A 22,118-nucleotide genomic window follows, 5' to 3' on the forward strand; every position below is an offset into this window, starting at 1 on the left:
CCCGCCACGGCCATATCCGTCCGCACCGACACGGGCGTACCGTGCCCGCCAGGTGTCGTCGACCGGGACGGGCACGGTGGTCGTGGTGCGGTTCCGTGACCTCCGCCAGGCCGGCTTCACGAAGGGGGATGGATCGCCCCCGCCGTCGCCGTCAGCGGGGCACCGCTGCCGCCCCAGCGCAGCGCGACGATCTCGGCGGCCACCGACACGGCGACCTCCTCCGGCGTACGGGCCCCGAGGTCGAGACCGATGGGGGAGCGCAGCCGGGACAGCGCGGCCCCGGTCAGCCCCGATGCGGCGAGCCGCGTCATCCGGTCGTCGTGGGTACGCCGGCTGCCCATCACCCCGATGTACGCCGCGGGCCGGCGCAGTGCCTCCTCCAGCAGAGGCACGTCGAACTTCGGGTCGTGGGTCAGGACGCAGATCACGGTGCGCTCGTCGGTGGCGGTGCCGGCGAGGTAGCGGTGCGGCCAGTCCACGACGACCTCCACCCCGTCCGGGAAGCGCTTGGGCGTGGCGAAGACCGGGCGGGCGTCGCACACGGTGACCCGGTAGCCGAGGAAGGCGCCGATCCGGGCGACGGCGGCCGCGTAGTCGATCGCGCCGAAGACCAGCATGCGGGGCGGCGGGGCGAAGGAGTGCAGGAAGACGCCGACCGCGTCCTCGCGCCGCTCCCCGTGCGGGCCGTAGTGCCTCAACCCCGTCGCACCCAGGGCGAGTTCACCGCGTGCGTCGGCGGTGACCGCCACGTCCAGTCCGGTGCTGCCGAGGGTGCCCGCGACCCGGTCCGGCCACACGGAGAGCGTGGCGCCACGGGGCGCGGGGCCGTCGGTCACCGTCGCCAGGGTCACCGGGCGGCCCGCGGCGACCGACTCGGCGACGCCGGCGAACGCGGGATCGAGGGCGGCCGTCACGGGCCGTACCAGAACGGTGATCTCGCCGCCGCAGGTGAGCCCGACCGCGAAGGCGTCCTCGTCGCTGTACCCGAAGGTCTCCAGCCGGGCCTCGCCGCTCGCCACGACCTCCTGCGCCAGCTCGAAGACGGCCCCTTCGACGCAGCCGCCGGACACACTGCCGACGACCTCGTCGTCCGGCCCGACCGCCATGGCCGCGCCCGGATCACGGGGCGCACTGCGGCTCGTCGATACGACCGTGGCCAGCCCGAACGGCAGCCCCGCCGTGTACCAGTCGTTCAGCACCGGGAGGATGTCACGCATCGTCGGCCCCTTTCACCATCGCCGCCGGACGCTCCAGCGCGGCCGGGCTGTGCCCCTGGGCGAACGCGTCCGCGCTCACCATCGCGGCCGCCGTCACGGTGGCCAGGGGCGCGTGACCGGGGCGTGCCCTGAGCGGATCGGCCCGGATCGCCCGGTGTGCCGCCGGTGCAAGCGTCGCATCCGGGCCGCGATCAGCTCCGGACCGCCACGCTCCCGGCCGCCCGGCAGCACCACCACGACCGCCCCGCGCGCCGTGCCCCGCCGCCCCGGCGGCCCAGGGTGCGGGTTCTGCCCTCCCAGGATCACGGACGGGACCGCTCCAGGGACGGGGACGGGGGCGAGGGCGCGACCGGTTGAGCGTTAATCCGTTGCCGTCGAAGGGGCACACCTGCTGCACTTCGGATGTCCTTGCCGTCGCACGATCCAGGAGCCGTCATGCGCACTGCGTCCATGTCCACCCCGGAAGGAATCTCCGTCTCCTCGAAGGACATGACGCTTCGTGCACCTGCTCAACCTCGGGATCCTCGCCCATGTCGACGCCGGTAAGACCAGCCTGACCGAGCGGCTGCTGCACTCGGTCGGGGTGATCGACGAGATCGGCAGCGTCGACGCCGGCAGTACGCAGACCGACACCCTCGCGCTGGAGCGCCGGCGCGGGATCACCATCAAGTCGGCCGTCGTCTCCTTCGCGGTGGACGACCTGACCGTCAACCTCATCGACACCCCCGGCCACCCGGACTTCATCGCCGAGGTGGAGCGGGTCCTCGGCGTGCTCGACGGCGCCGTGCTCGTCGTCTCGGCAGTAGAGGGCGTCCAGGCGCAGACCCGGGTCCTGATGCGGACCCTCCAGCGGCTGCGCATCCCCACCCTCGTCTTCGTCAACAAGATCGACCGGCGCGGAGCCCGGTACGACGGTGTCCTGCGGGCCCTCGCCGAGCGGCTCACCCCGGCGATCGTGCCGATGGGGACGGTGGCCCGGTCCGGCACGCGCGAGGCCCGGTTCCTCCCTGGCATCGGTGCCTACGACGTCCTCGCCGACCATGACGACGACCTGCTGTCGGCCTGGGTCGAGGGGCGGGTCGACGAAGAGCTGCTGCGCGGGGCACTGGCCGCCCAGACCCGGCGGGCCCTGGTGCACCCGGTGTACTTCGGGTCGGCGGCCACGGGCGCGGGCGTGCCCGAACTGATCACCGGCATCCGGGAGTTGCTGCCCGCCGCCGGCGGTGACCCGCAAGGGCCCGTCTCCGGCACGGTGTTCAAGATCGAGCGGGGCCCGGCGGGGGAGAAGGTCGCGTACGCCCGCCTGTTCTCCGGCACGCTCGGCGTCCGCGACAAGGTGCCGTTCGGTGCGGCGCGCACGGAGGGCCGCATCACCGCGATCAGCGTCTTCGACGGCGGTACCGAGGTCCGTCGGGAGTCGGTCCCGGCGGGCCGGATCGCCAGGATCCGGGGTCTCACCGACATCCGCGTCGGCGACGCACTCGGCGAACCACGCGAGGCCCACGGCCACTTCTTCGCCCCGCCCTCCCTCGAAACGGTCGTCGTGCCGGGTCCGGGCACCGACGCCCGGTCCCTCCACCTCGCCCTCACCCGGCTCGCGGAGCAGGACCCGCTGATCGGCCTGCGCCACGACGAGGTCCGCCAGGAGACCTCCGTCTCGCTCTACGGCGAGGTCCAGAAGGAGGTCGTCCAGGCCACGCTCGCCGAGGAGTTCGGCCTCGACGTCACCTTCCGCGAGACCACGCCCCTGTGCATCGAGCGCCCGGCCGGGACGGGCGAGGCCGCCGAGTTCGTCAAGAAGGACGGCAATCCGTTCCTCGCCACCGTGGGCCTGCGAGTCGACCCGGCACCGGTCGGCTCCGGCGTGGCCTTCCGGCTGGAGGTGGAGCTCGGGGCCATGCCGTACGCCTTCTTCAAGGCCGTCGAGGACACCGTGCGCGAGACACTCGGGCAGGGCCTCGCCGGCTGGCAGGTCACCGACTGCACGGTCACCCTGACCCACTGCGGCTACTGCCCCCGGCAGAGCCATGCCCACCAGGGCTTCGACAAGAGCATGTCCAGCACCGGAGCCGACTTCCGGGGCCTGACCCCGCTCGTCCTCGTCGAGGCGCTGCGCCGGGCGGGCACCCGGGTCCACGAGCCGATGCACCGGTTCCGCGTCGAGGCCCCGGCCGACACCCTCGGCGCCCTGCTGCCGGTGCTGGCCGCGCTGCGGGCCGTACCGCGGACGACGCGGACCCAGGGCGACCGCTGCGTGCTGGAGGGCGCGGTACCGGCCGCCCAGGTGCACGGCCTCGAACAGCGGCTGCCCGGACTGACGCGCGGTGAGGGGGAGTTGGAGAGCGGCTTCGACCACTACGCGCCGGTCTCGCACGGAACCGTCCCACGGCGCCCACGCAGTGATCACAATCCCCTCGACCGGAAGGAGTACCTGTTGAACGTGACGCGTCGAGTCGGCGGGTGAGGCAGCGGATACGACGAAAGTGAAACTTACTCATCAGTCAGATGGTGTTGACGTTGTACCGAAATGGCCGGACTGTAATGGACATGCCGAATAAACGCGCACGTCTGCTCGTTGTTCTGGTTGTCCTCTGCGGATTCCTGACGGTCGCGGGTGTCCGGCCCGCCCCCGCCGACGCCCTCACCGACTCCCTCCCGTTCGACGACACCCCCCTCACCGTCCAGAACGGACGGTTCGTCGACGGCAACGGCCGCGAGGTCGTGCTGCGTGGCTACAACGTCTCCGGCGAGACGAAACTCGCCGAGAACAAGGGCCTGCCCTTCGCCTCCGTCGCCGACGCCAGGAAGTCGGCCACCGCGCTCAGAGCCCTCGGCGGCGGCAACTCCGTGCGCTTCCTGCTCTCCTGGGCCTACGCGGAGCCGGTGAGGGGCCAGGTCGACACCGCCTACCTCGCGAACGCCACCGCCCAGCTGCGGGCCTTTCTCGACGCGGGCATCCGGGTCTACCCCGACTTCCACCAGGACCTGTACTCCCGCTGGCTGTTCGACCGGGGCAGCTGGTACACCGGTGACGGAGCCCCCGCGTGGGCCGTGGCGCTGGGCGGCTACCCCGCCGAGTCCTGCGGCATCTGCCTGCTGTGGGGCCAGAACATCACCCAGAACGGCGCGGTGAAGGCGGCCCAGTACGACTTCTGGCACAACCGGTACGGCCTCCAGGACTCCTTCCTGGCCACCGCCCAGAAGACCATGGCGTACCTCAAGGACCACCTCTCCGCCGGGGAGTTCGCCGGTGTCGTCGGCTTCGACCCCTACAACGAGCCCTACGCCGGCGCCTACGACTCCGGGCAGAACAGCCGCACCTGGGAACGCGACCTGCTGTGGCCCTTCTACGTGAGGTTCCGGGCCCGGATGGACGCGGCGGGCTGGACGGACAAGCCCGCCCTGGTCGAGCCCAACCTGTTCTGGAACGGCAACGTCAGCAAGGAGGAGGGCGGCCTCCTCGACGCCGGCACCCTCGGCTCCCGGTACGTCCTCAACACCCACTTCTACGACCAGAAGGCCATCTCCGGCATCCTGATGTGGGGCAACGCCTCCGACGGCCAGTACGTCGGCGACTTCGGCACGGTCCGCGACCGCGCGGCGGCGGCCGGGACGACGGCCGTGGTCAGCGAGTTCGGGCATCCGCTGAACGGCTCGACCGCCGGCAAGGCGCCGACCGTCCTCAAGGCCATGTACCAGGCCCTCGACTCCCGGGTGAAGGGCGCCGACTGGTGGTCGGCGCCCGCCGGTTCGGGGCCCGTCCTCTCCGGCAGCCAGTGGCAGTGGGACATCTACAACGGGCGCCACCACGAGCTGATGAACGACAACCCCGACAAGGTGAAGACCTCGGGCGACGCCTGGAACGACGAGGACCTGTCTGCCGTGCGGCTCGACGGCTCCGGCACGGCGGTGCTCCGCCAGGACGCCCGGCTCCTCGACCGGGTCTACCCCGGCGCCACCTCGGGCACAACGGTCGCCTTCACCTACGAGGACCGCTCGCGCGACGGCACCACGACCCTGACCTGGAACCCGGTGCCGAGCACCCTGCCCAAGGTCTCGTCCCTGGTCGGATCCGGCCAGTACGCCGTGCTCGTGTGGCGCTCGGCCGACGGCTCGGCGCCCACCGAACTCCACCTGCCCGCATCCTTCCCGACCGCGGCGACCACGGTGGTCTCCGACGTGGGCACGGTTTCCGGTCCGCCCGCCTACACCTCGTCGACCCCGGTCGGCGCGACCCCGGAACCCGGCGGCACCGGCAGCCGCCGACTGCTGCTCACCGACTCGGACTCCGGCGTCCTGCACTACGCGCTGGTGACCAACGGGGCGAGCTCACCCTCCACGACCGCGCTGAACGCGGCCAGGACCGAACTGGCGGCCTGGGCGGCCCAGAAGTTCGGCTGACCGGGAGCGGCCCTCCCGGTGCCGGCACCGGGAAGCCGGGTACCGCCTCCCCGCGGGGGCGGTACCCGGCCTCGGACTCCCGGATCCCCGCGGCCTACGAGGAGGGGCTGGTCCAGTCCGCGGCGACGTGACCCAGCCGCACCCGCTGCGGATGGTCTCCCACCGGCACGGACGCCGTCTTCTGCCCGGTCGCGAAGTCGATCGCGGTGACCTGGTCGGCGCCGCTCTCGGACACCACACAGCTCTTGCCGTCGCCGCTGACGGTCGCCCAGTACGGCTTCGAGGCGGTGACGAGCGGACCCTCCTGGAGGGTGGCGCGGTTCACGACGGTCGCGTAGTCGTCCATCGTGCCCGCGACACACAGCTTGCTGCCGTCAGGGCTCATCGAAAGGCCGTGGTGGCGCGAGTCGTTGACCATGGTGGTGCGGTCGTCGCTGGTCGCCGGGTTCTTCGGCAGGGTCTTGGTGCGGGTGATCTTGTCTGTGGCGATGTCGTACTCGAAGAAGCCGTTGAAGAACGACACCTGGAAGTAGAGCTTGGACTCGTCCGGCGAGAACACGGCGGGACGGACGGCGTCGGAGTAGTCCTTGAGGCCGATCGCGTTCAGCCTGTCCCTCATGTCGATGGTCTTGACCTGCTTGTAGGTCGTCGCGTCCACCACCGTGATGTGCCGGTCGCCCTTCGTCCAGTCCAGCCAGGGCGCGTCGGAGTCGGTGTTCACGTCACCGATCGCCATGTTCCAGATGTACTTGCCGTCCCTGCTGAAGATGTTCTCGTGGGGCTTGTCCCCGGTGGCGAACGAGCCGAGCTGCTGACCGGTGCCGATGTTCAGCACGTGGACCGTGTTCGCGGTGGAGGCGGAGACCGCGACCCGGGTGCCGTCGGGGGAGACCGCCATGTGGTCCGCGCGGTAACCCGAGACCTTGAAGCGCCAGTTGATCTTCCCGGTGGCCAGGTCGATCGACACCACGTCCGCGAAGCTCGGCCTGGAGACGACGACGGACCGGCCGTCCGGCGTGGAGTACATGTCGTCGACGAACTGGTCGTGTCCCTCGCCGACGCTGTTGCGGATGGCCATGAAGTAGATCCACTTGATGGGGTCGGCGTTGATCTCCGCCATCCGCGCGTCCTTGTCGGGGACGACGTTGATCCGGCCGACCTTCGTCAGGTCGCCGGAGGACTTGATGACGTCGGCGGTGCCGTCCCAGTTGTTGCCCACGAACAGCACCTCGCGCAGGGCGGCGGTGTCCGCGGCGGAGGCGACGGTCGCGGGGGCGGTGACGGTCAGGACGACGGCGGCGGCCATGGCACACAGATGCCGGGGCTTGAGAACAGGCATGACAGGTCTCCCTCTGGGCGGCTCATGACGGGGGCATGCCAAGACGGCGAAACTGAAGACGCGTGCTTTCACAGTCAACTTACTGCAAAGTAAGGAAGGGGGGTCCTTCTCCACAAGACTGCGTACACGACAAAATTGGCGCTCATACGGGAGGCCGGACGCTCCGGCCCGGGTGGGAGGTTCGGTGACGGGCAGGCTCACGGCCCCGACCGGTCGCTACGGCGGCAAGACGGCCGCGGAGCGGCAGGCCGAGCGGCGCCGCCGTTTCCTGGACGCGGCGCTCCAGCTCTTCGGGGACGCGCCCGGTTACCGCGCCACCACCGTCGCGGCCCTCAGCGAGGCCGCGGGCCTCTCCACCCGCCAGTTCTACGAGGAGTTCCGCACCCTCGAGGACGTCCTGGCCGCGCTGCACCTGGAGGTCAACGACTGGGCGACGGCGGCCGTGGTGGCGGCGGTGGCCGACGCGGACCACCTGCCGCTCGCCGAGCGCGCGGCCGCGATCTTCCGCGCGTACGCGGCGAACGTCACGTCCGATCCCCGCCGGGTCCGGATCACGTTCGTGGAGATCATCGGCGTCAGCGCGCGGCTGGAGGAACAGCGGCTGGCCCGCCGGGCGCACTGGGTCGACCTGGTCTGCGCCGAGGCGAACCGGGCCGTGGCGCGGGGAGAGGCGGTCCGACGGGACTACCGGCTCGCGGCGACCGGGTTCATCGGCAGTGTCAACGGCCTGCTGCACGACTGGAACGCCGGGTGGGTGGACGCGACCCTGGACGAGGTGGTGGAGGAACTGGTCCGCCAGCTGCTGGGAATCCTGCGGCCGCCCGGGTGGGACCCGGGCGCGGAGTGAGCGGGCCGGCGCGGCCGTCGTCCCGCCCGCCCATCGGTACCCGACCGGCGTGACCCGGCGCCCCTCGCGGCCGCGGGCGCCGGCCGGCCGGGCACGCCCTGGGGCGGTGGTCGTCGAGGACGACTACGACGGGGAGTTCTGCTGAGACCGGCAGCCCTTCGGGGTGCCCCAGGGCAGGTCGTCCACCTCGGGGCGGCGCCCGGGACGCTCGGACCAGCGACCCGGCGCGGCGGACCGGCGCGTCAGAGCCTGTCCACCGCCTCCAGCACCGGCGTCACACCGTCCTCCGCACGGATGCGCGCCCCGAGCTCCCGCGCCCGCTCCCGGAACTCCGCCTCGCGCGTGACCCGGAGCAGGGCCGCCTCCAGCGTGTCGGCGCTGAGGTGCCGCAGCGGCAGGGCATGCGGAGCCACGCCCAGCGCCACCAGCCGCGCCGCCCAGAAGCTCTCGTCGAACTGGACCGGCACCGGTACCGCCGGCACCCCGGCGCGCAGGCCCGCCGCGGTCGTGCCCGCGCCCGCGTGGTGGACCACCGCCGCCGTCCGAGGGAAGAGCGCGGAGTGCGGCACCTCGTCGACGGTCAGCATGTCGTCGCCCGTCACCGACAGGCCCGCCCAGCCGCGCTGGACCACTCCGCGCAGACCGGCCCGGCGCAACGCCCGCACGACCTCGGAGCTGACCCGCGCGGGGTCGGGCACGGTCGCGCTGCCCAGGCCCACGAACACCGGCGGCGGGCCTGCCTCGAGGAACCGCAGCAGGTCGTCGGGGAGCGGCGCGCCGCCGTCGTACGGCCACCAGTAGCCCGTCACGTCGAGTCCGGCCCGCCAGTCGCGGGGCCGGGCCACCACCTGTGGGCTGAAGCCGTGCAGGACCGGCCAGCCCCGTCGTTCACGGGTGCGCAGTGCCGCGGCGGCGCTCGTGCGGGGCAGGCCGAGACGGGCCCGGAGCGGGGGGAGGGCCGCCGCGAAGACCTGTTCCACGGCCAGGTTCAGGCCCAGCCCGGCGACCCGGTTGCCCAGGCGGCCCCAGGAGCCGGTGGCCGGCATGGGCGGCGCGAACTCCCGGGTGGGGGCGAGGGGCTGGAGATTGAGGCCGAGACTCGGCAGCCGCAGGCCCTCGGCGACGGCGTGACCGAGTGGTGCCACCGAGCCGGACAGGAGCAGCGCGTCGCTCGCCCGGGCGGCGGCCACCAGGTCGTCGACCATCTCCACGGCCAGTTCCCGTGCCATGGAGACCACCCGCACCAGCTTGCCCACGCCGGTCGTGCTGCGATGCAGGGCTCGCCCGCGCGAGGACTCCAGCTCGGCGCGGGGGTCGACGGGCAGGGCGTGGAAGCCGATGCCTGCCTGCGCGGCGAGCGGTCCGAAGCGGCCGTGGGTGACCAGCGTGACCTGGTGCCCGGCCCGCGCCAGAGCGTGTCCCAGCCCGGTGAAGGGGGCCACGTCACCCCGGGAACCCGCTGTCATGATCGCTACTCGCACGCCCGACAGTATGGCGCCGGACCGCACCGCCCGGCGCGAACGACCCCTTCGCATCGGCCGGTTCACCCGCCCGTGGTGCTCTGCCGTGCGGCCGTCTCCGCTGCCCGGACCGTCTGTTCCAGCAGCGTGGCGATGGTCATCGGACCGACCCCGCCCGGCACCGGTGTGATCAGCGAGGCCCGCTCCACCGCGGAGTCGAAGTCGACGTCACCGACGTTGCCCGCGTTGTAACCGGCGTCGACGACGACCGCGCCGGGCTTGATGTCCTGGCCGCGGATCAGCCGGGGCCGGCCCACCGCGGCGACCACGATGTCCGCCTCCCGTACGGCCGCCGACAGGTCCGCCGTACGGGAGTGGCAGTAGGTCACCGTGGCGTCCCGGGCGAGCAGCAGCATCCCGGCCGGCTTGCCGAGGATCGCGCTGCGGCCCACGACCACGGCCCGCTTGCCGGCCGGATCGACGCCGTACTCGTCGAGGAGTCGCATGATCCCGCCGGGGGTGCACGACACGAACCCCGGCAGGCCGAAGCTCATCGTCGCGAAGGAGGCGAAGGTGACCCCGTCGACGTCCTTCTCCGGGGCGATCGCCTCGAACGCGGCCCGCTCGTCGATGTGCGGGCCCATCGGGTGCTGGAGCAGGATGCCGTGCACGCCGGGGTCGTCCGAGAGGGCGCGCAGCGTGCCGACCAGTTCCTCGGTGGTGGTGGTTGCCGGCAGCTCCACGTGCCGCGAATCGATACCGGCCGCGCGGCAGCGGTTGCGCTTCATCCGGACGTAGGTGACGGAGGCGGGGTCCGCGCCGACCACGACCGTGGCGAGACAGGGCGCCTTTCCGGTGCGCGAGGTGACGTCGGCCGCTCGCTTCGCGGTCTCCTCGACGATGCGCCGGGCGAGCGCGGTGCCCGACATGAGCCGTGCCTGGGACATGATCCACTCCTGAGCCGATCGAAGGAATCGCCCAGGCGCACGGCATCGAGTGTGCGGACCGCTCCCCGGTGGTGCTCCACCTCAGCGCCAGTCACGGTCCGGACATGACATTAACGGACGCGGTACGACGGCCGGGACCCGCACTCCCGCGGCGGTGCCGTCGGACCGGGCCCGGTCAGGAGGCCCACCGCCCGGGCGAGGACGTGCTCGGCGCCGATCGCCTCGATCCGGCGGGCGATCTCCCGGGCCAGGTCCTCGCCGGGCCGCGTCGGAAGGGGCCGGGTCTGGCGGGTGGTGGTCGGCCGGCCGGGTGGTCGTCGGCCGGGGTGTGATCCGGTCCCTCGGTGCCCTCCCGTTACTCGTCCCAGGCCTGGATCATGGTCTGTTCGACGATCTTGCCGTCCCGGAGCGTCAGCATCGACTCGGAGAGGACGCGTACCCCGTCGGAGTACAGGCAGGACTCGCTGAAGGCGACGTGATCGCCGTCGACGACGCACTGTTCCAGCTTGTGCGTCATGTCACGGCTGTAGACGTCGTCGAGCATCGCGCCGATCTCGTCCCTGCCGTGCACCACCTTGGGGTGGCTGGGCTGGCTGTTGCGGTCCACGACGCGTATCTCGGCGTCGTCCGCGTAGAGCGACAGAAGATTCGCCGCTGAGTTTCCTTCGATGCCGCTGCGGAGGGTTTCGCTGGTGAAGCCGGAGCTTGCCGCGGTGCCCATGGTGACCTCCTTCGAGGGCCGCGACCCGACGAGCAACGGGCCGCGCAGGGCCTGTTTCTTCGAGACTCCTCCGTCCCGGCGGCCACGGCAAGCGCAGACCGGGCGCTCCGCCTGACGGGTGAGGAGCTTCGGCCGGCCGTGTCCGGCAGGGGTCCGGCGGCGTTGCTGACAACATGATCTCAACTCGACGTATCGTTGCCGCCGTCGGTCTCGCCGTCGGCGTCACCGGCCTCACCGCCCCCCTCGCGAACGCGGCCGACGCGGCCGCCTCGGACGCCGGGCTCAACCCGATCGCCGTGCTCGACTCGCTCGCGTCGAGCGACATCCCCGCGGAGCACCGGGACGAGATCCCGCCGGTCTCCCGGCAGCTCGCCGGACTCAACCGGGTCAACGACCTGAACCAGCTCGGCCAGGTCACCGGCCTCGTCGCCCCCGTCACCGGGCTGGTGCCGGCCGTCCACTGACCTTCGCGACGAACACCGAGGGCCACCCGGATCGCCGGGCGGCCCTCGACGCATGTCCGCCCCCCGGCCCCTCCAGCCGCCCCTGCCCGCCGGGATCCGCCCGCCTGCTCACCTGGCCGTGGCGAGGAACTGGGTCGCCGCGAGTTCCGCGTACAGGGGGTCCCCGTCGACCAGTTCCCGATGCGTCCCCACCGCGCGGACGCGCCCCGCGTCCATGACCACGATCCGGTCCGCCATCGTCACCGTGGACAGCCGGTGCGCGACGACCAGCACCGTGGTCGTGCGCGCCACCTCCGCCACCGTGTCCCGCAGGGCCGCCTCGTTCACCGCGTCCAACTGAGAGGTGGCCTCGTCCAGCAGCAACAGCCGGGGCCGCCGCAGCAGCGCCCGGGCGATCGCCACCCGCTGCCGCTCCCCGCCGGACAGCTTGGTCCCCCGATGCCCGACCAACGTCTCCAGCCCGCCGGGCAGCCGGGCCACCAGGCCGTCCAGCCGGGTCGTGCCGAGCACGCGCGCCACCGCATCCTCGTCCGCCTCAGGGTTCCCGAGCAGCAGGTTCTCCCGCAGCGACCCGGACAGCACGGGCGCGTCCTGCTCCACGTACCCGATCGCTGACCGCAGTTGCGGCAGGTCCCACTCGGCGAGGTCCCGCCCGTCCAGCGTCACCACCCCGGCGTCGGGATCGTAGAACCGCTCGATCAGCGAGAACACCGTCGTCTTCCCCGCTCCCGACGGCCCGACGAACGCCGTCATCCCGCGCGCGGGCACATCGAACGTCACCCCGTGATGGACGTACGGCAGATCCTCGGCGTAACGGAACCGCACGTCCGTGAAGGAGACGGAGGCCGGCGCGGCCCCGTCCGCGGGCAACGGCGCGGGCGGCGCGACCGGTTCGGCGGGCAGCCGCAGCGCCTCCTGGACACGGGCGAGCGCCGCGGCCCCGGTCTGGTACTGCGTGACCGCCCCCACGACCTGCTGGATCGGCGACATCAGATAGAACACGTACAGCAGGAACGCGACCAGCGTGCCGACGTCGATGGCCCCCGTGGCGACCCGCGCGCCGCCCACCGCGAGCACCGTGATGAACGCGATCTGCATGGCGAGCCCCGCTGTATTGCCGGCCGCCGCCGACCACTTGGCGGCCCGCACACTCTGCCGCCAGGACTCCTCGGCCGCCGCGTGCAGTGTCCGCTCCTCCCGGTGCTCGGCGCCGGACGCCTTCACCGTGCGCAGCGCGCCGAGGATGCGTTCCAGTGCGGCCCCCATCACGCCGACGGCGTCCTGGGCCTGCCGGCTGGCCCGGTTGATGCGCGGCACGATCACCCCGAGGACCGTGCCCGCGGCCAGGATCACCGCCAGCGTGACGCCCAGCAGCACCGGATCCACCAGGCCCATCATCGCCACGGTCGCCACCAGCGTGAGCCCGCCTGTCCCGAGGCCCACGAGCGAGTCGGTGGTGACCTCGCGCAGCAGGGTGGTGTCCGAGGTGATCCGGGCCATCAGATCCCCGGGCTCGGTGCGGTCCACGGCCGTGACGCGCAACCGCAGCAGGTACGACGACAGCGCGCGCCGCGCCCCCAGCACCACCGACTCCGCGGTGCGCCGCAGCACGTACGAACCCAGCGCCCCCACCGCCGCGTTGGCGATCACGAGACCCGACATGACGACCAACGCACCGGTGATCGTGCGGTCGTGGGACAGGTCGTCGATCAACTCCCGGGCCACCAGCGGCAGCAGCAGACCGGTCGCCCCCGTCAGGAGCGAGAGCACGGCACCCGCCGCCAGGGCCCAGCGGTGCGGCCGTACGTATCCGAGGAGCAGCCGCCAGGTCGGCGGCCCGGTCTGCGTCTCGGTGCTGCTCACGGCGCTCCTTCGGACCTCGCGGGCGTGCGGAGCCCTCAGGCTACGTCCGCGCTCCGACACAGAGCCCGGCGGCTCGGGCGCCGTGACCGCGACGGCGGCCCTCGACCGGCCCGGCTGCGCGATCATCGCCTTCGTGTGCCGGCAGGACCCCGGGCTCGTCCGGCGGCCCCATGGCACGGCGTACTCCCCGGGGGTACCCCTCCGCGCGGGAACCGGTGCCGTTACTGATCAGTCACGCGTAGGGTCGGAGGGACGTGCACCGGGCGACGGAAGGGGTCAGGCCATGGCGCAGGAGGTACGCGGAGTGATCGCACCCGGCAAGGACGAGCCGGTGCGGGTGGAGACGATCGTGGTGCCGGATCCGGGACCCGGGGAGGCCGTCGTCCAGGTGCAGGCCTGCGGGGTCTGCCACACCGACCTGCACTACAAGCAGGGCGGGATCAACGACGACTTCCCGTTCCTCCTCGGTCACGAGGCCGCCGGTGTCGTGGAGTCGGTCGGCGAGGGGGTGACCGACGTCGCGCCCGGCGACTTCGTGATCCTCAACTGGCGTGCCGTGTGCGGCAATTGCAGGGCCTGTCTGCGCGGGCGGCCCTGGTACTGCTTCAACACCCACAACGCGAAGCAGAAGATGACCCTCGGTGACGGCACCGAGCTCTCGCCCGCCCTGGGCATCGGCGCCTTCGCCGAGAAGACGCTGGTCGCCGCCGGACAGTGCACCAAGGTCGACCCCTCGGTCTCGGCCGCGGTCGCGGGACTGCTGGGCTGTGGCGTGATGGCCGGCATCGGCGCCGCGATCAACACGGGCAACGTCGGCCGGGGCGACACCGTCGCCGTCATCGGCTGCGGAGGCGTCGGTGACGCGGCGATCGCGGGCTCGAACCTCGCGGGCGCGGCGAAGATCATCGCCGTGGACATCGACGACCGGAAGCTGGAGAAGGCCCGCACGATGGGCGCGACCCATACCGTCAACTCCAAGGACACGGACCCGGTCGAGGCGATCCGTGAACTGACCGGCGGCTTCGGCGCCGACGTCGTCATCGAGGCGGTCGGCCGCCCCGAGACGTACCGGCAGGCCTTCTACGCCCGCGACCTCGCCGGCACGGTCGTCCTCGTCGGCGTGCCGACGCCCGAGATGAAGCTGGAGCTGCCGCTCCTGGACGTCTTCGGGCGCGGTGGTTCGCTCAAGTCGTCCTGGTACGGCGACTGCCTGCCGAGCCGTGACTTCCCGATGCTGATCGACCTGCACCTGCAAGGCCGCCTGGACCTGGGGTCGTTCGTGACCGAGACCATCCAGCTCGACGAGGTGGAGAAGGCCTTCGAGCGCATGCACCACGGCGACGTCCTGCGCTCGGTGGTGGTGCTCTGATGTCCGCCCGCATCGAACGCCTCGTCACCTCGGGGCAGTTCAGCCTCGACGGCGGCACCTGGGACGTCGACAACAACGTCTGGATCGTCGGCGACGACCACGAGGCCGTCGTCATCGACGCCGCCCACGACGCCGACGCCATCCTCGAGGCCGTCGGGGACCGCAGGCTGACCGCGATCGTCTGCACCCACGCCCACAACGACCACATCGACGCCGCACCCGCCCTCGCCGAGCGCACCGGCGCCACCATCTGGCTGCACCCCGACGACCTGCCCCTGTGGAAGCAGACCCATCCCGACCGCGACCCCGACGCCCATCTGCGCGACGGCCAGGTCATCGAGGCCGCGGGCGCCGACCTCCAGGTGCTGCACACCCCCGGCCACGCGCCCGGGGCGGTCTGCCTCTACGACCCGGCCCTCGGCACCGTCTTCACCGGCGACACCCTCTTCCAGGGCGGCCCGGGCGCCACCGGACGGTCCTTCTCCCACTTCCCGACGATCATCGACTCGATCCGCGACCGCCTGCTGGCCCTGCCGCCCGAGACGAAGGTCCTCACCGGCCACGGCGACCCCACCACCATCGGCGCCGAGGCCCCCCACCTCCAGGAATGGATCGACCGTGGCCACTGACGACGTCGTGCACCGCGGCGGCGTGAACGTCCTGCACTGCGCCCCCGACGGACCGCCGCTGGACGGCGAGCGGGCCGCCCTCGACCTGATCGGCGACGCGATGGGCCGCGACGCCCAGGTGGTCGCCGTACCGGTCACCCGGGTCCCCGAGGAGTTCTTCCGGCTGCGGTCGGGTGTCGCGGGCGCGGTGATGCAGAAGTTCGTGACCTACCAGGTGCGTCTGGCGGTCGTCGGTGACGTCAGCCGCCACCTCGACGAGAGCACAGCCCTGAGGGACTTCGTCCACGAGACGAACCAGGGCGGCCACATCTGGTTCCTGCCGGATCTGGACACCCTGGACGACCGACTGCGTACGGCCGGATGACCCCCCTGCACAGCACCCGTTTGTAAATCCCGACAGAGGTTGTCCGGCTTCCCGGCCATGCTCGAACCCACATCGCGCACAACGGGAGGTCGGACACATGTCACAGCCGCTGCAGGGCAAGGTCGCACTGGTCGCCGGGGCCACACGCGGAGCCGGACGCGGAATCGCCGTGGAGCTCGGGGCGGCGGGCGCCACCGTCTACGTCACCGGACGCAGCACCCGCGCCCACCGCTCCGACTACGACCGCCCCGAGACCATCGAGGACACCGCCGACCTCGTCACCGCGGCCGGCGGCCACGGGATCGCCGTACCCACCGACCACCTGGACCCCGCCCAGGTCCGCACGCTCGTCGACCGCATCGCCGACGAGCAGGACCGCCTCGACGTCCTCGTCAACGACATCTGGGGCGGCGAACACCTCTTCGCGTGGGACAGCCCGGTGTGGGAGCACGACCTCGACAAGGGCCTGCGGCTGCTCAGGCTCGCGATCGACACCCACGCGATCACCAGCCACCACGCCCTGCCGCTGCTGCTGCGCAGGCCCGGCGGCCTGGTCGTCGAGATGACCGACGGAACCGACGCCTACAACCGCGAGAACTACCGCGTGTCCTTCTTCTACGACCTCGCCAAGACGGCCGTCGTCCGCATGGCCTTCGCCCTCGGCCACGAGCTGGGCCCGCGCGGCGCGACCGCCGTCGCGCTCACCCCCGGCTGGCTGCGCTCGGAGATGATGCTCGACCACTTCGGCGTCCGGGAGGACAACTGGCGCGACGCCCTCGACCGCGTCCCTCACTTCGCCATCTCGGAGACCCCGCGCTACGTGGGACGCGCCGTCGCCGCGCTCGCCGCCGACCCCGACGTGGCCCGCTGGAACGGACAGTCCCTCGACAGCGGCTCGGTCGCCCGGACGTACGACTTCACGGACCTCGACGGCAGCCGCCCCGACGCCTGGCGCTATCTGGTCGAGGTCCAGGACGCGGGAAAGCCGGCGGACGTGTCCGGTTACCGTTAGGTCAGTCGGGCCGCAGGGGAGGCGGCTGCCACCGCACCGCGAGGTCCGGTGGCAGCGCCAGGTCGTCGCGTACTGCCGCGTGGTAGCCGTCCCGCCCGTTGCGATGCCGCTCCAGCAGTGCCCGCCATGCCGCCGGATCGCGCTTCAGGGCGCGCAGAAGCAGCGCCTCCCCGGCCGGGTCCCTGGCCGGCGTGACCGACTTCTTCAGCGTCCGCGCGTACGCGAGTTACAACCGCGCGCGCTGATCACGACGCCCATGAACGCGGGGAGTTGCTGCGGAACGCGGACATGGACGCACGGCATCTGCCCCGTTGATCACCGAGCGGCTATCTTCGGCGCATGACCCACACCAAGCGCTTCGAGGGACACGCGGCTCTGGTCACGGGCGCCGCCCGCGGGATCGGCGCGGCAGCCGCCCGCAGGCTGGCCGAGGAGGGGGCGCGGGTCGTGCTGGCCGACCGCGACGGGCAGGTGGCCGAGGAGACGGCGGCACACCTGCGGGAGCAGGGCCTCACCGCACGGGCGGTGGAGTGCGACGTGGCCGACCGCGCGGCGGTGGAGGCGGCGGTCGCCCACACCGTGGCGGCGTTCGGCTCCCTGGACGTCCTGGTCAACTGCGCCGCCCGGTGCACCCCGGAGACCCCGCTCTTCGAGGACGACTCCGACGAGGACTGGGCCCGTGACCTGGACGTCACGCTGAGCGGGCCGTACCGCTGCTCGCGGGCCGCGCTGCCGCACCTGGCCGCCTCGGGGCGCGGCGCGATCGTCACCATCGGCTCCGTCAACGGCCTCCAGGACTTCGGCAACCACGCCTACAGCGCCGCCAAGGCGGGCCTCGGTTCCCTGACCCGTACGCTCGCCGGGCACGCGGCCGCCCGCGGGGTACGGGTCAACCTGGTCGTCCCGGGCACGGTCCGCACCTCCGCCTGGGAAGGGCGCGAGAGCGAGCTCGCCGACCTGCGGCGGCTGTATCCCCTCGGCCGGGTCGGCGAACCCGAGGACATCGCCGCCGCGGTCGCCTTCCTCGCCTCCCGCGACGCGGCGTGGATCACGGGCACCGCGCTGGTCGTCGACGGCGGGCTCACCGCGGTCAACACCGGATTCCACGCCGCGGTCCATCCGGACCGGGGCGCGGTGTCGTGAGCTTTGTCACCGTTCCGTCCCAGCAGGCCTGGCGGTACAACGATCGGGCAGGCACACCCGTCTAGCTGGTAGAGATCGCAGGACCTTATGAAGGGGACAGGACCATGGGGGACATACGCAGACGGGGTGCCGTCGCGCTCGGGATCACCGGACTCGTCGCACCGCTGACCATCGCGCTGGGCGCCGCGCCCGCGCAGGCGGCGAGCTGCACCACGCAGGCGGGGCCGTACCAGAAGAAGGTGGAGAAGTTCCTCGGCCGTCCGGTCGACGGCAGGCAGTCCACCGCCGACTGCAAGGCGATCAAGGCCTTCCAGACCAAGCACGGCATCAGCCCGAACATCGGCTACGCGGGATCCGTCACCTGGGGCGTGATGGACCTGATGAACAAGCAGAAGGCCGTCGGCTCGAACCCCAACCGGGACGGCAAGTGCCCGACGAACAAGGGCCGCATCGCCTGTGTGAACCTCACCCTCCAGCTGAGCTGGATCCAGGACGGCGACCGGCTCGTCTACGGCCCCGTCCCGGTCCGCACCGGCCGCGACGGCTACGAGACCCGCACCGGCCTGAAGAAGATCTACTGGCGTGACATCGACCACGTCTCGTCGATCTACCACGTGCCGATGCCCTACAGCCAGTTCTTCGACGGCGGCCAGGCCTTCCACTCGGTGAACCTCAGCATGTGGAACCCGCCCGGCTCGCACGGCTGCACCAACATGACGCCCAAGGACGCCAAGAAGTACTGGTCGCTCCTGAAGAAGGGCGACGACGTCTTCGTGTACGGCCGCAAGCCGGGCACCTGAGACACCAGGCGCCCGGCGTGACGGCACGCTCACGCCTCGGGCGCGTCCCCGAAGTCCGGGATCTCCAGCCTGGCTCCACCCTGCCGCGCCGAGTCGTGCGCGATGATGCCCGGCAGGGTGTAGCGGGCCGCCACCCAGGCGTTCACCGACGGCAGGGTGCGGGTGTTCACCGCGGTCACGAAGTCGTCCACCAGGAAGTGGTGGCTGCCCTCGTGGCCGTTGTGCAGGTGGTCGAACGACCGGGGCAGCCGCGCCCGGTCGTGCACCGGCGCCGACCCGGACGTGAACGCGGCCCGCAGGTCCGGCGCGATGTGCTGGAGTGACGGGTCGTCAGGAGCCATGGTGGGCTTGGGCTCCAGGAGTTCGCTGATGTCCTTCACGCCCTTCTTGTCCTGCCAGAGGGCGACCGTGGCGAGCTGCTCCATGCTGGCCTCGGTCCCGAAGAACCGGAAACGCGACTCCCTGATGTGGGAGGGGTAGCCCACCCGCCGGAACTCGTTCGTACGGAACGAACCGCCCCCCGCCACCTCGAACAGGGCCGTCGCGTTGGAGAAGTCGTTGCCGAACCGGCTGACCTCCTTGTCGAACACGCCGTCCCCGCGGTCGTCGACCACACCGATCGCCGACACGCTCACCGCGTGCGTCTGCCAGGCGCCCAGCACCCCGCCCACCGAGTGCGTGGGGTAGAGCAGCGGGGGATAGCTGGCGGTCTCCTTCCACCGCTCGCCGCCGCTGTAACGGTACGCGTCGTAGAACCCCAGGTCCATGTCGTGGACGTAGTCGCCCTCGGCGTAGAAGAGCCGCCCGAAGGCGCCCTCGGCGATCTGGTTGCGGGCGTGCACGGTCGCGGGGTTGTACTGGCTGGTCTCGCCCATCATGTACGTCAGCCCGGTCGCCCGGACCGCGTCGATGATGGCTGCTATCTCCTCCGTGGTGATGGCCATGGGGACCGCGGAGTACACGTGCTTGCCGGCGTTCAGGCCCTGGAGCACCAGGGGGCCGTGCGTCCAGCGCTGGGTGAAGACGGCGACGGCGTCGACCTCCTTCGACTCCAGCATGGCCTCGTAGGTGGGGAAGGTGCCGGCCAGCCCCTGTGCCGAGGCGAGCCGCTCGGCGCGTTCGGGCAGCAGGTCGGTGACGTAGACGTCGCCGACACCGGGGTGGGCCTGGAACAGCGTGGCGAACTGGCCGGAGAACTGGCCGGCGCCGACGATGCCGAGGGAGAACGTCATGGAGTGCGTGCCCTTCACTGGTCGCGCGATCACTGCGAGAGGATCAGGTTGATCTGGTCATTGGTCTGGTCGAGGCTGTGCACGGACCTGCCGTTGCCGAAGATGTCCTGCATGGCGGGATGCATCAACGCGAACACGTCCGCCGCGTAGTCCGTGATGGGGTAGGAGAAGGTCGTGAAGTCCTTCTTGTCGGCGACCGGCTCGGTGAAGGCCGTGACGTCGATGCCCTTCTTCTTGTAGGCGGCCACGGCGGCCGCGGTGCCGTCCGGAGTGGCGGGGAAGACGATGCCGTAACCGCCCACGGTCCGCTGGCACTCGTCCGACGCCAGGTATTTCACCCACTTGCGGGCGCCCTCCTTGTTGCGGGCGTTCCTGGTGATGGAGTCGGCGAGGCCGTTCATCATGGTGGCGCGCTTGCCGGTGGGGCCCTCGGGCGTGACCGCGGTGCGCATGTCGAGACCCTTGAATCCGGCATAGGTCGAGATCATCCAGGCCCCGTCGAAGGCGGTCGCCGCCTTTCCGGCCGCGATCTGGGTGTTGGCCTGGTTGGACTGGGAGTTGTAGTCGGTGAAGGGCGCCATGTAGCCCTTCTCCGCAAGCCCGAAGTACCACTTGACCGCCGACTGGAAGGCGGGGCTGTCGTACTGGTACTTGGTGCCCCACCGCTTCTTGTCGGTGTAGTTCCAGCCGGCGGAGGCGGTGAAGGTGCTCCACTGGGTCTGGCCGTCGCCGTCCCCCGCGCCGTTGGTGGCGAGGCCGTACACCTTGACGTTGTTCTTGTCGAAGCCGGGTTCGTCGCCCCGCTTGCCCTTCCTGTCGACGGTGAGGTGGGCGACGGCCTTCTCGAAGGTGCCGCCGTCCTTCGGGTTCCACGCCAGGTCGTTCAGCTGTGCCGCCGTGAGCCCGGCCGCGTCGGTCATCTTCTTGTTGTAGAAGAGGGCGACGGTGTCCCAGTCCTTGGGGGCGCCGTAGCGGTGGCCGTCCTGGCCCTTCCAGTTGGCCGCGAGCCCGGGCTGGTAGGCGGACTCGTCGATGCCCAGGTCGTCGAGGGGTTCGAGGACCTTGAGGTCGGCGAACTGGCCGAACTTCTGGATGTGGTCGGTGAACACGTCCGGTTCGGTGCCCGCGATGAAGCTCGCGGTGAGCTTCGTCCAGTAGTCGTCCCAGCCCAACTGGGTGATCTTCACGTGGAGTCCGGGGTTCTGCCTCTCGAAGTCCTTGGCGCAGGCCTGGTAGGCGGGCTGCTGGTTGGAGTCCCACAGCCAGTAGCTCACCGTGTTCGAGGAGGACCCGGCGGAGCCGCTCCGTGCACACCCCGTCAGGCACAGGGCCAGTGCGCCGGCCAGGGCGGTCAGGGTACGAAGTCGCATCAGGAGTCCCTCACTTGATCCCGGTGAAGCTGATGGTGGACACGATGCGGCGGGCGAAGAACCCGAACAGCACCAGCATCGGCAGCGCGGCGATAAGCGTCGCCGCCATGAGGCCCGACCAGTCGACGCCGGTCTGCGGGGTCTGGGCCCGGAAGATGGCCAGGGCCACGGTCAGGACGCGTGAACTGTCGCTGTAGGACACCATCAGCGGCCAGAAGTAGTCGTTCCAGGACGTGATGTACGTCAGCACGGCCAAGGTCAGGACGGGTGCGGACGCCATCGGCAGCAGCACCCGGAAGAAGATCCGCACCTTGCCGGCACCGTCCAGCAGGGCCGCCTCCTCCACCTCCCGGGGCACGTTCATGAAGAACTGCCGCAGGAAGAACACCGCGAACGGCGTCATGAACATCGTCGGCAGTGCGATGCCCAACAGGTTGTCGATCAGGCCGAGTTGCTTGATGAGCACGAAGTTCGGCAGCAGGGTGAAGATGGCCGGCACCATCAGCCCGGCGAGGAACAGCGCGAACATCTTGTCGCGGCCCCGCCAGCGCAACCGTCCGAAGGCGTAGGCGGCCATCGCGGAGAAGAAGATCTGGCAGCCGGTGACCAGGGTCGAGACGATCACCGAGTTGAGCAGGTAGCGCCAGAACTTCAGCCCGCCGCCCGCGCCGCCCTGCGCGATCGCGTCCTTGGTGGACTCCAGGCCCAGGGCGCGGGCGAATCCGGTGCCGGTCGGGGCCACCGGCAGCGGGTCGGAGGCGTGGGCGGCGAGTCCGGAGTTGGTGGACAGCGCGGTGCGCAGGATCCAGTAGAACGGCAGCAGGGTCACGAGCACGATCGCGCCCATCGCCGTCCACGCGAGGACCCGGCCGGGGGAGAGCGGGCGGCGCCGGGTGGGCCGTATCCGTGTCGTGGTCGTGGTGGTGGTCACGGCAGCCAT

The 22,118-nt window shown here is 71.4% G+C and carries 19 protein-coding genes and 1 riboswitch; of the genes, 10 read left to right on the plus strand and 9 right to left on the minus strand.

Annotated elements, in window-relative coordinates; genetic code table 11:
- Positions 1 to 116 precede the first annotated feature (116 nt).
- On the minus strand, positions 117 to 1,217 hold the full coding sequence (locus tag ACIQJT_RS03580) for an XdhC family protein (RefSeq protein WP_402639499.1): 1,101 nt from the start codon (positions 1,215 to 1,217) through the stop codon (positions 117 to 119).
- 499 nt (positions 1,218 to 1,716) lie between these two features.
- Here ACIQJT_RS03580 and ACIQJT_RS03585 point away from each other — a divergent pair, with 499 nt between their 5' ends.
- Together ACIQJT_RS03585 and ACIQJT_RS03590 are read left to right on the plus strand one after the other, a co-directional pair.
- Positions 1,717 to 3,681 carry a GTP-binding protein gene (locus ACIQJT_RS03585; protein ID WP_402639501.1) on the plus strand — a complete coding sequence of 655 codons (1,965 nt, stop codon included), beginning with the start codon at positions 1,717 to 1,719 and terminating at the stop codon, positions 3,679 to 3,681.
- Positions 3,682 to 3,758: 77 nt separating this feature from the next.
- Positions 3,759 to 5,618 carry a cellulase family glycosylhydrolase gene (locus tag ACIQJT_RS03590; RefSeq protein ID WP_402639503.1) on the plus strand — a complete coding sequence of 620 codons (1,860 nt, stop codon included), beginning with the start codon at positions 3,759 to 3,761 and terminating at the stop codon, positions 5,616 to 5,618.
- A gap of 94 nt (positions 5,619 to 5,712) precedes the next feature.
- Here ACIQJT_RS03590 and ACIQJT_RS03595 read toward each other — a convergent pair whose 3' ends face one another.
- On the minus strand, positions 5,713 to 6,957 hold the full coding sequence (locus ACIQJT_RS03595; protein WP_402639505.1) for a YncE family protein: 1,245 nt from the start codon (positions 6,955 to 6,957) through the stop codon (positions 5,713 to 5,715).
- A 184-nt stretch (positions 6,958 to 7,141) separates the two neighbouring features.
- On the opposite strand from ACIQJT_RS03595, the gene ACIQJT_RS03600 reads away from it, so the two are divergent.
- On the plus strand, positions 7,142 to 7,804 hold the full coding sequence (locus tag ACIQJT_RS03600; protein ID WP_402639507.1) for a TetR/AcrR family transcriptional regulator: 663 nt from the start codon (positions 7,142 to 7,144) through the stop codon (positions 7,802 to 7,804).
- A 242-nt stretch (positions 7,805 to 8,046) separates the two neighbouring features.
- Here ACIQJT_RS03600 and ACIQJT_RS03605 read toward each other — a convergent pair whose 3' ends face one another.
- From ACIQJT_RS03605 to ACIQJT_RS03615, 3 genes are all read right to left on the minus strand, one after another.
- The gene (locus ACIQJT_RS03605) at positions 8,047 to 9,270 is read right to left on the minus strand and encodes a glycosyltransferase (RefSeq protein ID WP_402640073.1); all 1,224 of its coding nucleotides are present in this window, start codon (positions 9,268 to 9,270) and stop codon (positions 8,047 to 8,049) included.
- A gap of 77 nt (positions 9,271 to 9,347) precedes the next feature.
- Positions 9,348 to 10,211, minus strand: a complete 864-nt coding sequence (locus ACIQJT_RS03610) for a bifunctional 5,10-methylenetetrahydrofolate dehydrogenase/5,10-methenyltetrahydrofolate cyclohydrolase (RefSeq protein ID WP_402639509.1) — start codon at positions 10,209 to 10,211, stop codon at positions 9,348 to 9,350.
- Positions 10,212 to 10,233: 22 nt separating this feature from the next.
- A riboswitch (ZMP/ZTP riboswitch) is annotated at positions 10,234 to 10,316 on the minus strand.
- A 250-nt stretch (positions 10,317 to 10,566) separates the two neighbouring features.
- On the minus strand, positions 10,567 to 10,932 hold the full coding sequence (locus tag ACIQJT_RS03615; protein ID WP_053849960.1) for a nuclear transport factor 2 family protein: 366 nt from the start codon (positions 10,930 to 10,932) through the stop codon (positions 10,567 to 10,569).
- Positions 10,933 to 11,105: 173 nt separating this feature from the next.
- On the opposite strand from ACIQJT_RS03615, the gene ACIQJT_RS03620 reads away from it, so the two are divergent.
- The gene (locus tag ACIQJT_RS03620; protein ID WP_053849959.1) at positions 11,106 to 11,396 is read left to right on the plus strand and encodes a hypothetical protein; all 291 of its coding nucleotides are present in this window, start codon (positions 11,106 to 11,108) and stop codon (positions 11,394 to 11,396) included.
- 108 nt (positions 11,397 to 11,504) lie between these two features.
- On the opposite strand, the gene ACIQJT_RS03625 is transcribed toward ACIQJT_RS03620, so the two are convergent.
- Complete coding sequence (locus tag ACIQJT_RS03625; protein ID WP_402639511.1) at positions 11,505 to 13,259, minus strand: ABC transporter ATP-binding protein; 1,755 nt, start codon at positions 13,257 to 13,259, stop codon at positions 11,505 to 11,507.
- A gap of 283 nt (positions 13,260 to 13,542) precedes the next feature.
- Between ACIQJT_RS03625 and ACIQJT_RS03630 the strand changes: the two genes are divergently transcribed.
- The 6 genes from ACIQJT_RS03630 to ACIQJT_RS03655 all read left to right on the plus strand — a co-directional run bounded on the left by ACIQJT_RS03630 (position 13,543) and on the right by ACIQJT_RS03655 (position 18,576).
- Positions 13,543 to 14,628 (plus strand): S-(hydroxymethyl)mycothiol dehydrogenase, encoded by a 1,086-nt coding sequence (locus ACIQJT_RS03630; RefSeq protein ID WP_402639513.1) that lies wholly within the window; start codon positions 13,543 to 13,545, stop codon positions 14,626 to 14,628.
- A complete protein-coding gene (locus ACIQJT_RS03635; protein ID WP_402639515.1) occupies positions 14,628 to 15,257 on the plus strand; it encodes an MBL fold metallo-hydrolase in 630 nt (209 codons plus the stop codon). The genes ACIQJT_RS03630 and ACIQJT_RS03635 overlap by 1 nt, the downstream gene beginning before the upstream one ends.
- Complete coding sequence (locus ACIQJT_RS03640; protein ID WP_365459093.1) at positions 15,247 to 15,621, plus strand: DUF4180 domain-containing protein; 375 nt, start codon at positions 15,247 to 15,249, stop codon at positions 15,619 to 15,621. Before ACIQJT_RS03635 ends, ACIQJT_RS03640 begins: the two co-directional genes overlap by 11 nt.
- A 97-nt stretch (positions 15,622 to 15,718) precedes the next feature.
- Positions 15,719 to 16,633 carry an SDR family oxidoreductase gene (locus tag ACIQJT_RS03645; RefSeq protein WP_365459090.1) on the plus strand — a complete coding sequence of 305 codons (915 nt, stop codon included), beginning with the start codon at positions 15,719 to 15,721 and terminating at the stop codon, positions 16,631 to 16,633.
- A gap of 339 nt (positions 16,634 to 16,972) precedes the next feature.
- A complete protein-coding gene (locus ACIQJT_RS03650) occupies positions 16,973 to 17,776 on the plus strand; it encodes an SDR family NAD(P)-dependent oxidoreductase (protein ID WP_402639518.1) in 804 nt (267 codons plus the stop codon).
- A gap of 104 nt (positions 17,777 to 17,880) precedes the next feature.
- On the plus strand, positions 17,881 to 18,576 hold the full coding sequence (locus ACIQJT_RS03655) for a L,D-transpeptidase family protein (RefSeq protein WP_053849951.1): 696 nt from the start codon (positions 17,881 to 17,883) through the stop codon (positions 18,574 to 18,576).
- A gap of 29 nt (positions 18,577 to 18,605) precedes the next feature.
- On the opposite strand, the gene ACIQJT_RS03660 is transcribed toward ACIQJT_RS03655, so the two are convergent.
- Genes ACIQJT_RS03660 through ACIQJT_RS03670 form a run of 3 tightly spaced genes read right to left on the minus strand, consistent with a single transcriptional unit; the run spans position 18,606 to position 22,118 of the window.
- Positions 18,606 to 19,808: a Gfo/Idh/MocA family protein gene (locus ACIQJT_RS03660; protein ID WP_402640075.1), complete on the minus strand. Its 1,203-nt coding sequence runs from the start codon at positions 19,806 to 19,808 to the stop codon at positions 18,606 to 18,608.
- Between the two features lie 29 nt (positions 19,809 to 19,837).
- A complete protein-coding gene (locus ACIQJT_RS03665; RefSeq protein ID WP_402639520.1) occupies positions 19,838 to 21,178 on the minus strand; it encodes an ABC transporter substrate-binding protein in 1,341 nt (446 codons plus the stop codon).
- Between the two features lie 10 nt (positions 21,179 to 21,188).
- Entirely contained in the window at positions 21,189 to 22,118 is a 930-nt protein-coding gene (locus ACIQJT_RS03670) for a carbohydrate ABC transporter permease (protein WP_402639522.1), read from the minus strand.

Source organism: Streptomyces sp. NPDC091972, from assembly GCF_044756385.1.
In the GTDB taxonomy this organism is placed as follows: Bacteria; Actinomycetota; Actinomycetes; order Streptomycetales; family Streptomycetaceae; genus Streptomyces.

Coding starts and splice junctions, on each gene's coding strand:
- ACIQJT_RS03580 (WP_402639499.1), bottom strand. CDS start 1,217: ATGCGTGACATCCTCCCGGTGCTGAACGACTGGTACACGGCGGGGCTG.
- ACIQJT_RS03590 (WP_402639503.1), top strand. CDS start 3,759: ATGGACATGCCGAATAAACGCGCACGTCTGCTCGTTGTTCTGGTTGTC.
- ACIQJT_RS03595 (WP_402639505.1), bottom strand. CDS start 6,957: ATGCCTGTTCTCAAGCCCCGGCATCTGTGTGCCATGGCCGCCGCCGTC.
- ACIQJT_RS03605 (WP_402640073.1), bottom strand. CDS start 9,270: ATGACAGCGGGTTCCCGGGGTGACGTGGCCCCCTTCACCGGGCTGGGA.
- ACIQJT_RS03610 (WP_402639509.1), bottom strand. CDS start 10,211: ATGTCCCAGGCACGGCTCATGTCGGGCACCGCGCTCGCCCGGCGCATC.
- ACIQJT_RS03615 (WP_053849960.1), bottom strand. CDS start 10,932: ATGGGCACCGCGGCAAGCTCCGGCTTCACCAGCGAAACCCTCCGCAGC.
- ACIQJT_RS03620 (WP_053849959.1), top strand. CDS start 11,106: ATGATCTCAACTCGACGTATCGTTGCCGCCGTCGGTCTCGCCGTCGGC.
- ACIQJT_RS03630 (WP_402639513.1), top strand. CDS start 13,543: ATGGCGCAGGAGGTACGCGGAGTGATCGCACCCGGCAAGGACGAGCCG.
- ACIQJT_RS03635 (WP_402639515.1), top strand. CDS start 14,628: ATGTCCGCCCGCATCGAACGCCTCGTCACCTCGGGGCAGTTCAGCCTC.
- ACIQJT_RS03645 (WP_365459090.1), top strand. CDS start 15,719: ATGTCACAGCCGCTGCAGGGCAAGGTCGCACTGGTCGCCGGGGCCACA.
- ACIQJT_RS03650 (WP_402639518.1), top strand. CDS start 16,973: ATGACCCACACCAAGCGCTTCGAGGGACACGCGGCTCTGGTCACGGGC.
- ACIQJT_RS03655 (WP_053849951.1), top strand. CDS start 17,881: ATGGGGGACATACGCAGACGGGGTGCCGTCGCGCTCGGGATCACCGGA.
- ACIQJT_RS03660 (WP_402640075.1), bottom strand. CDS start 19,808: ATGACGTTCTCCCTCGGCATCGTCGGCGCCGGCCAGTTCTCCGGCCAG.
- ACIQJT_RS03665 (WP_402639520.1), bottom strand. CDS start 21,178: ATGCGACTTCGTACCCTGACCGCCCTGGCCGGCGCACTGGCCCTGTGC.
- ACIQJT_RS03670 (WP_402639522.1), bottom strand. CDS start 22,118: ATGGCTGCCGTGACCACCACCACGACCACGACACGGATACGGCCCACC.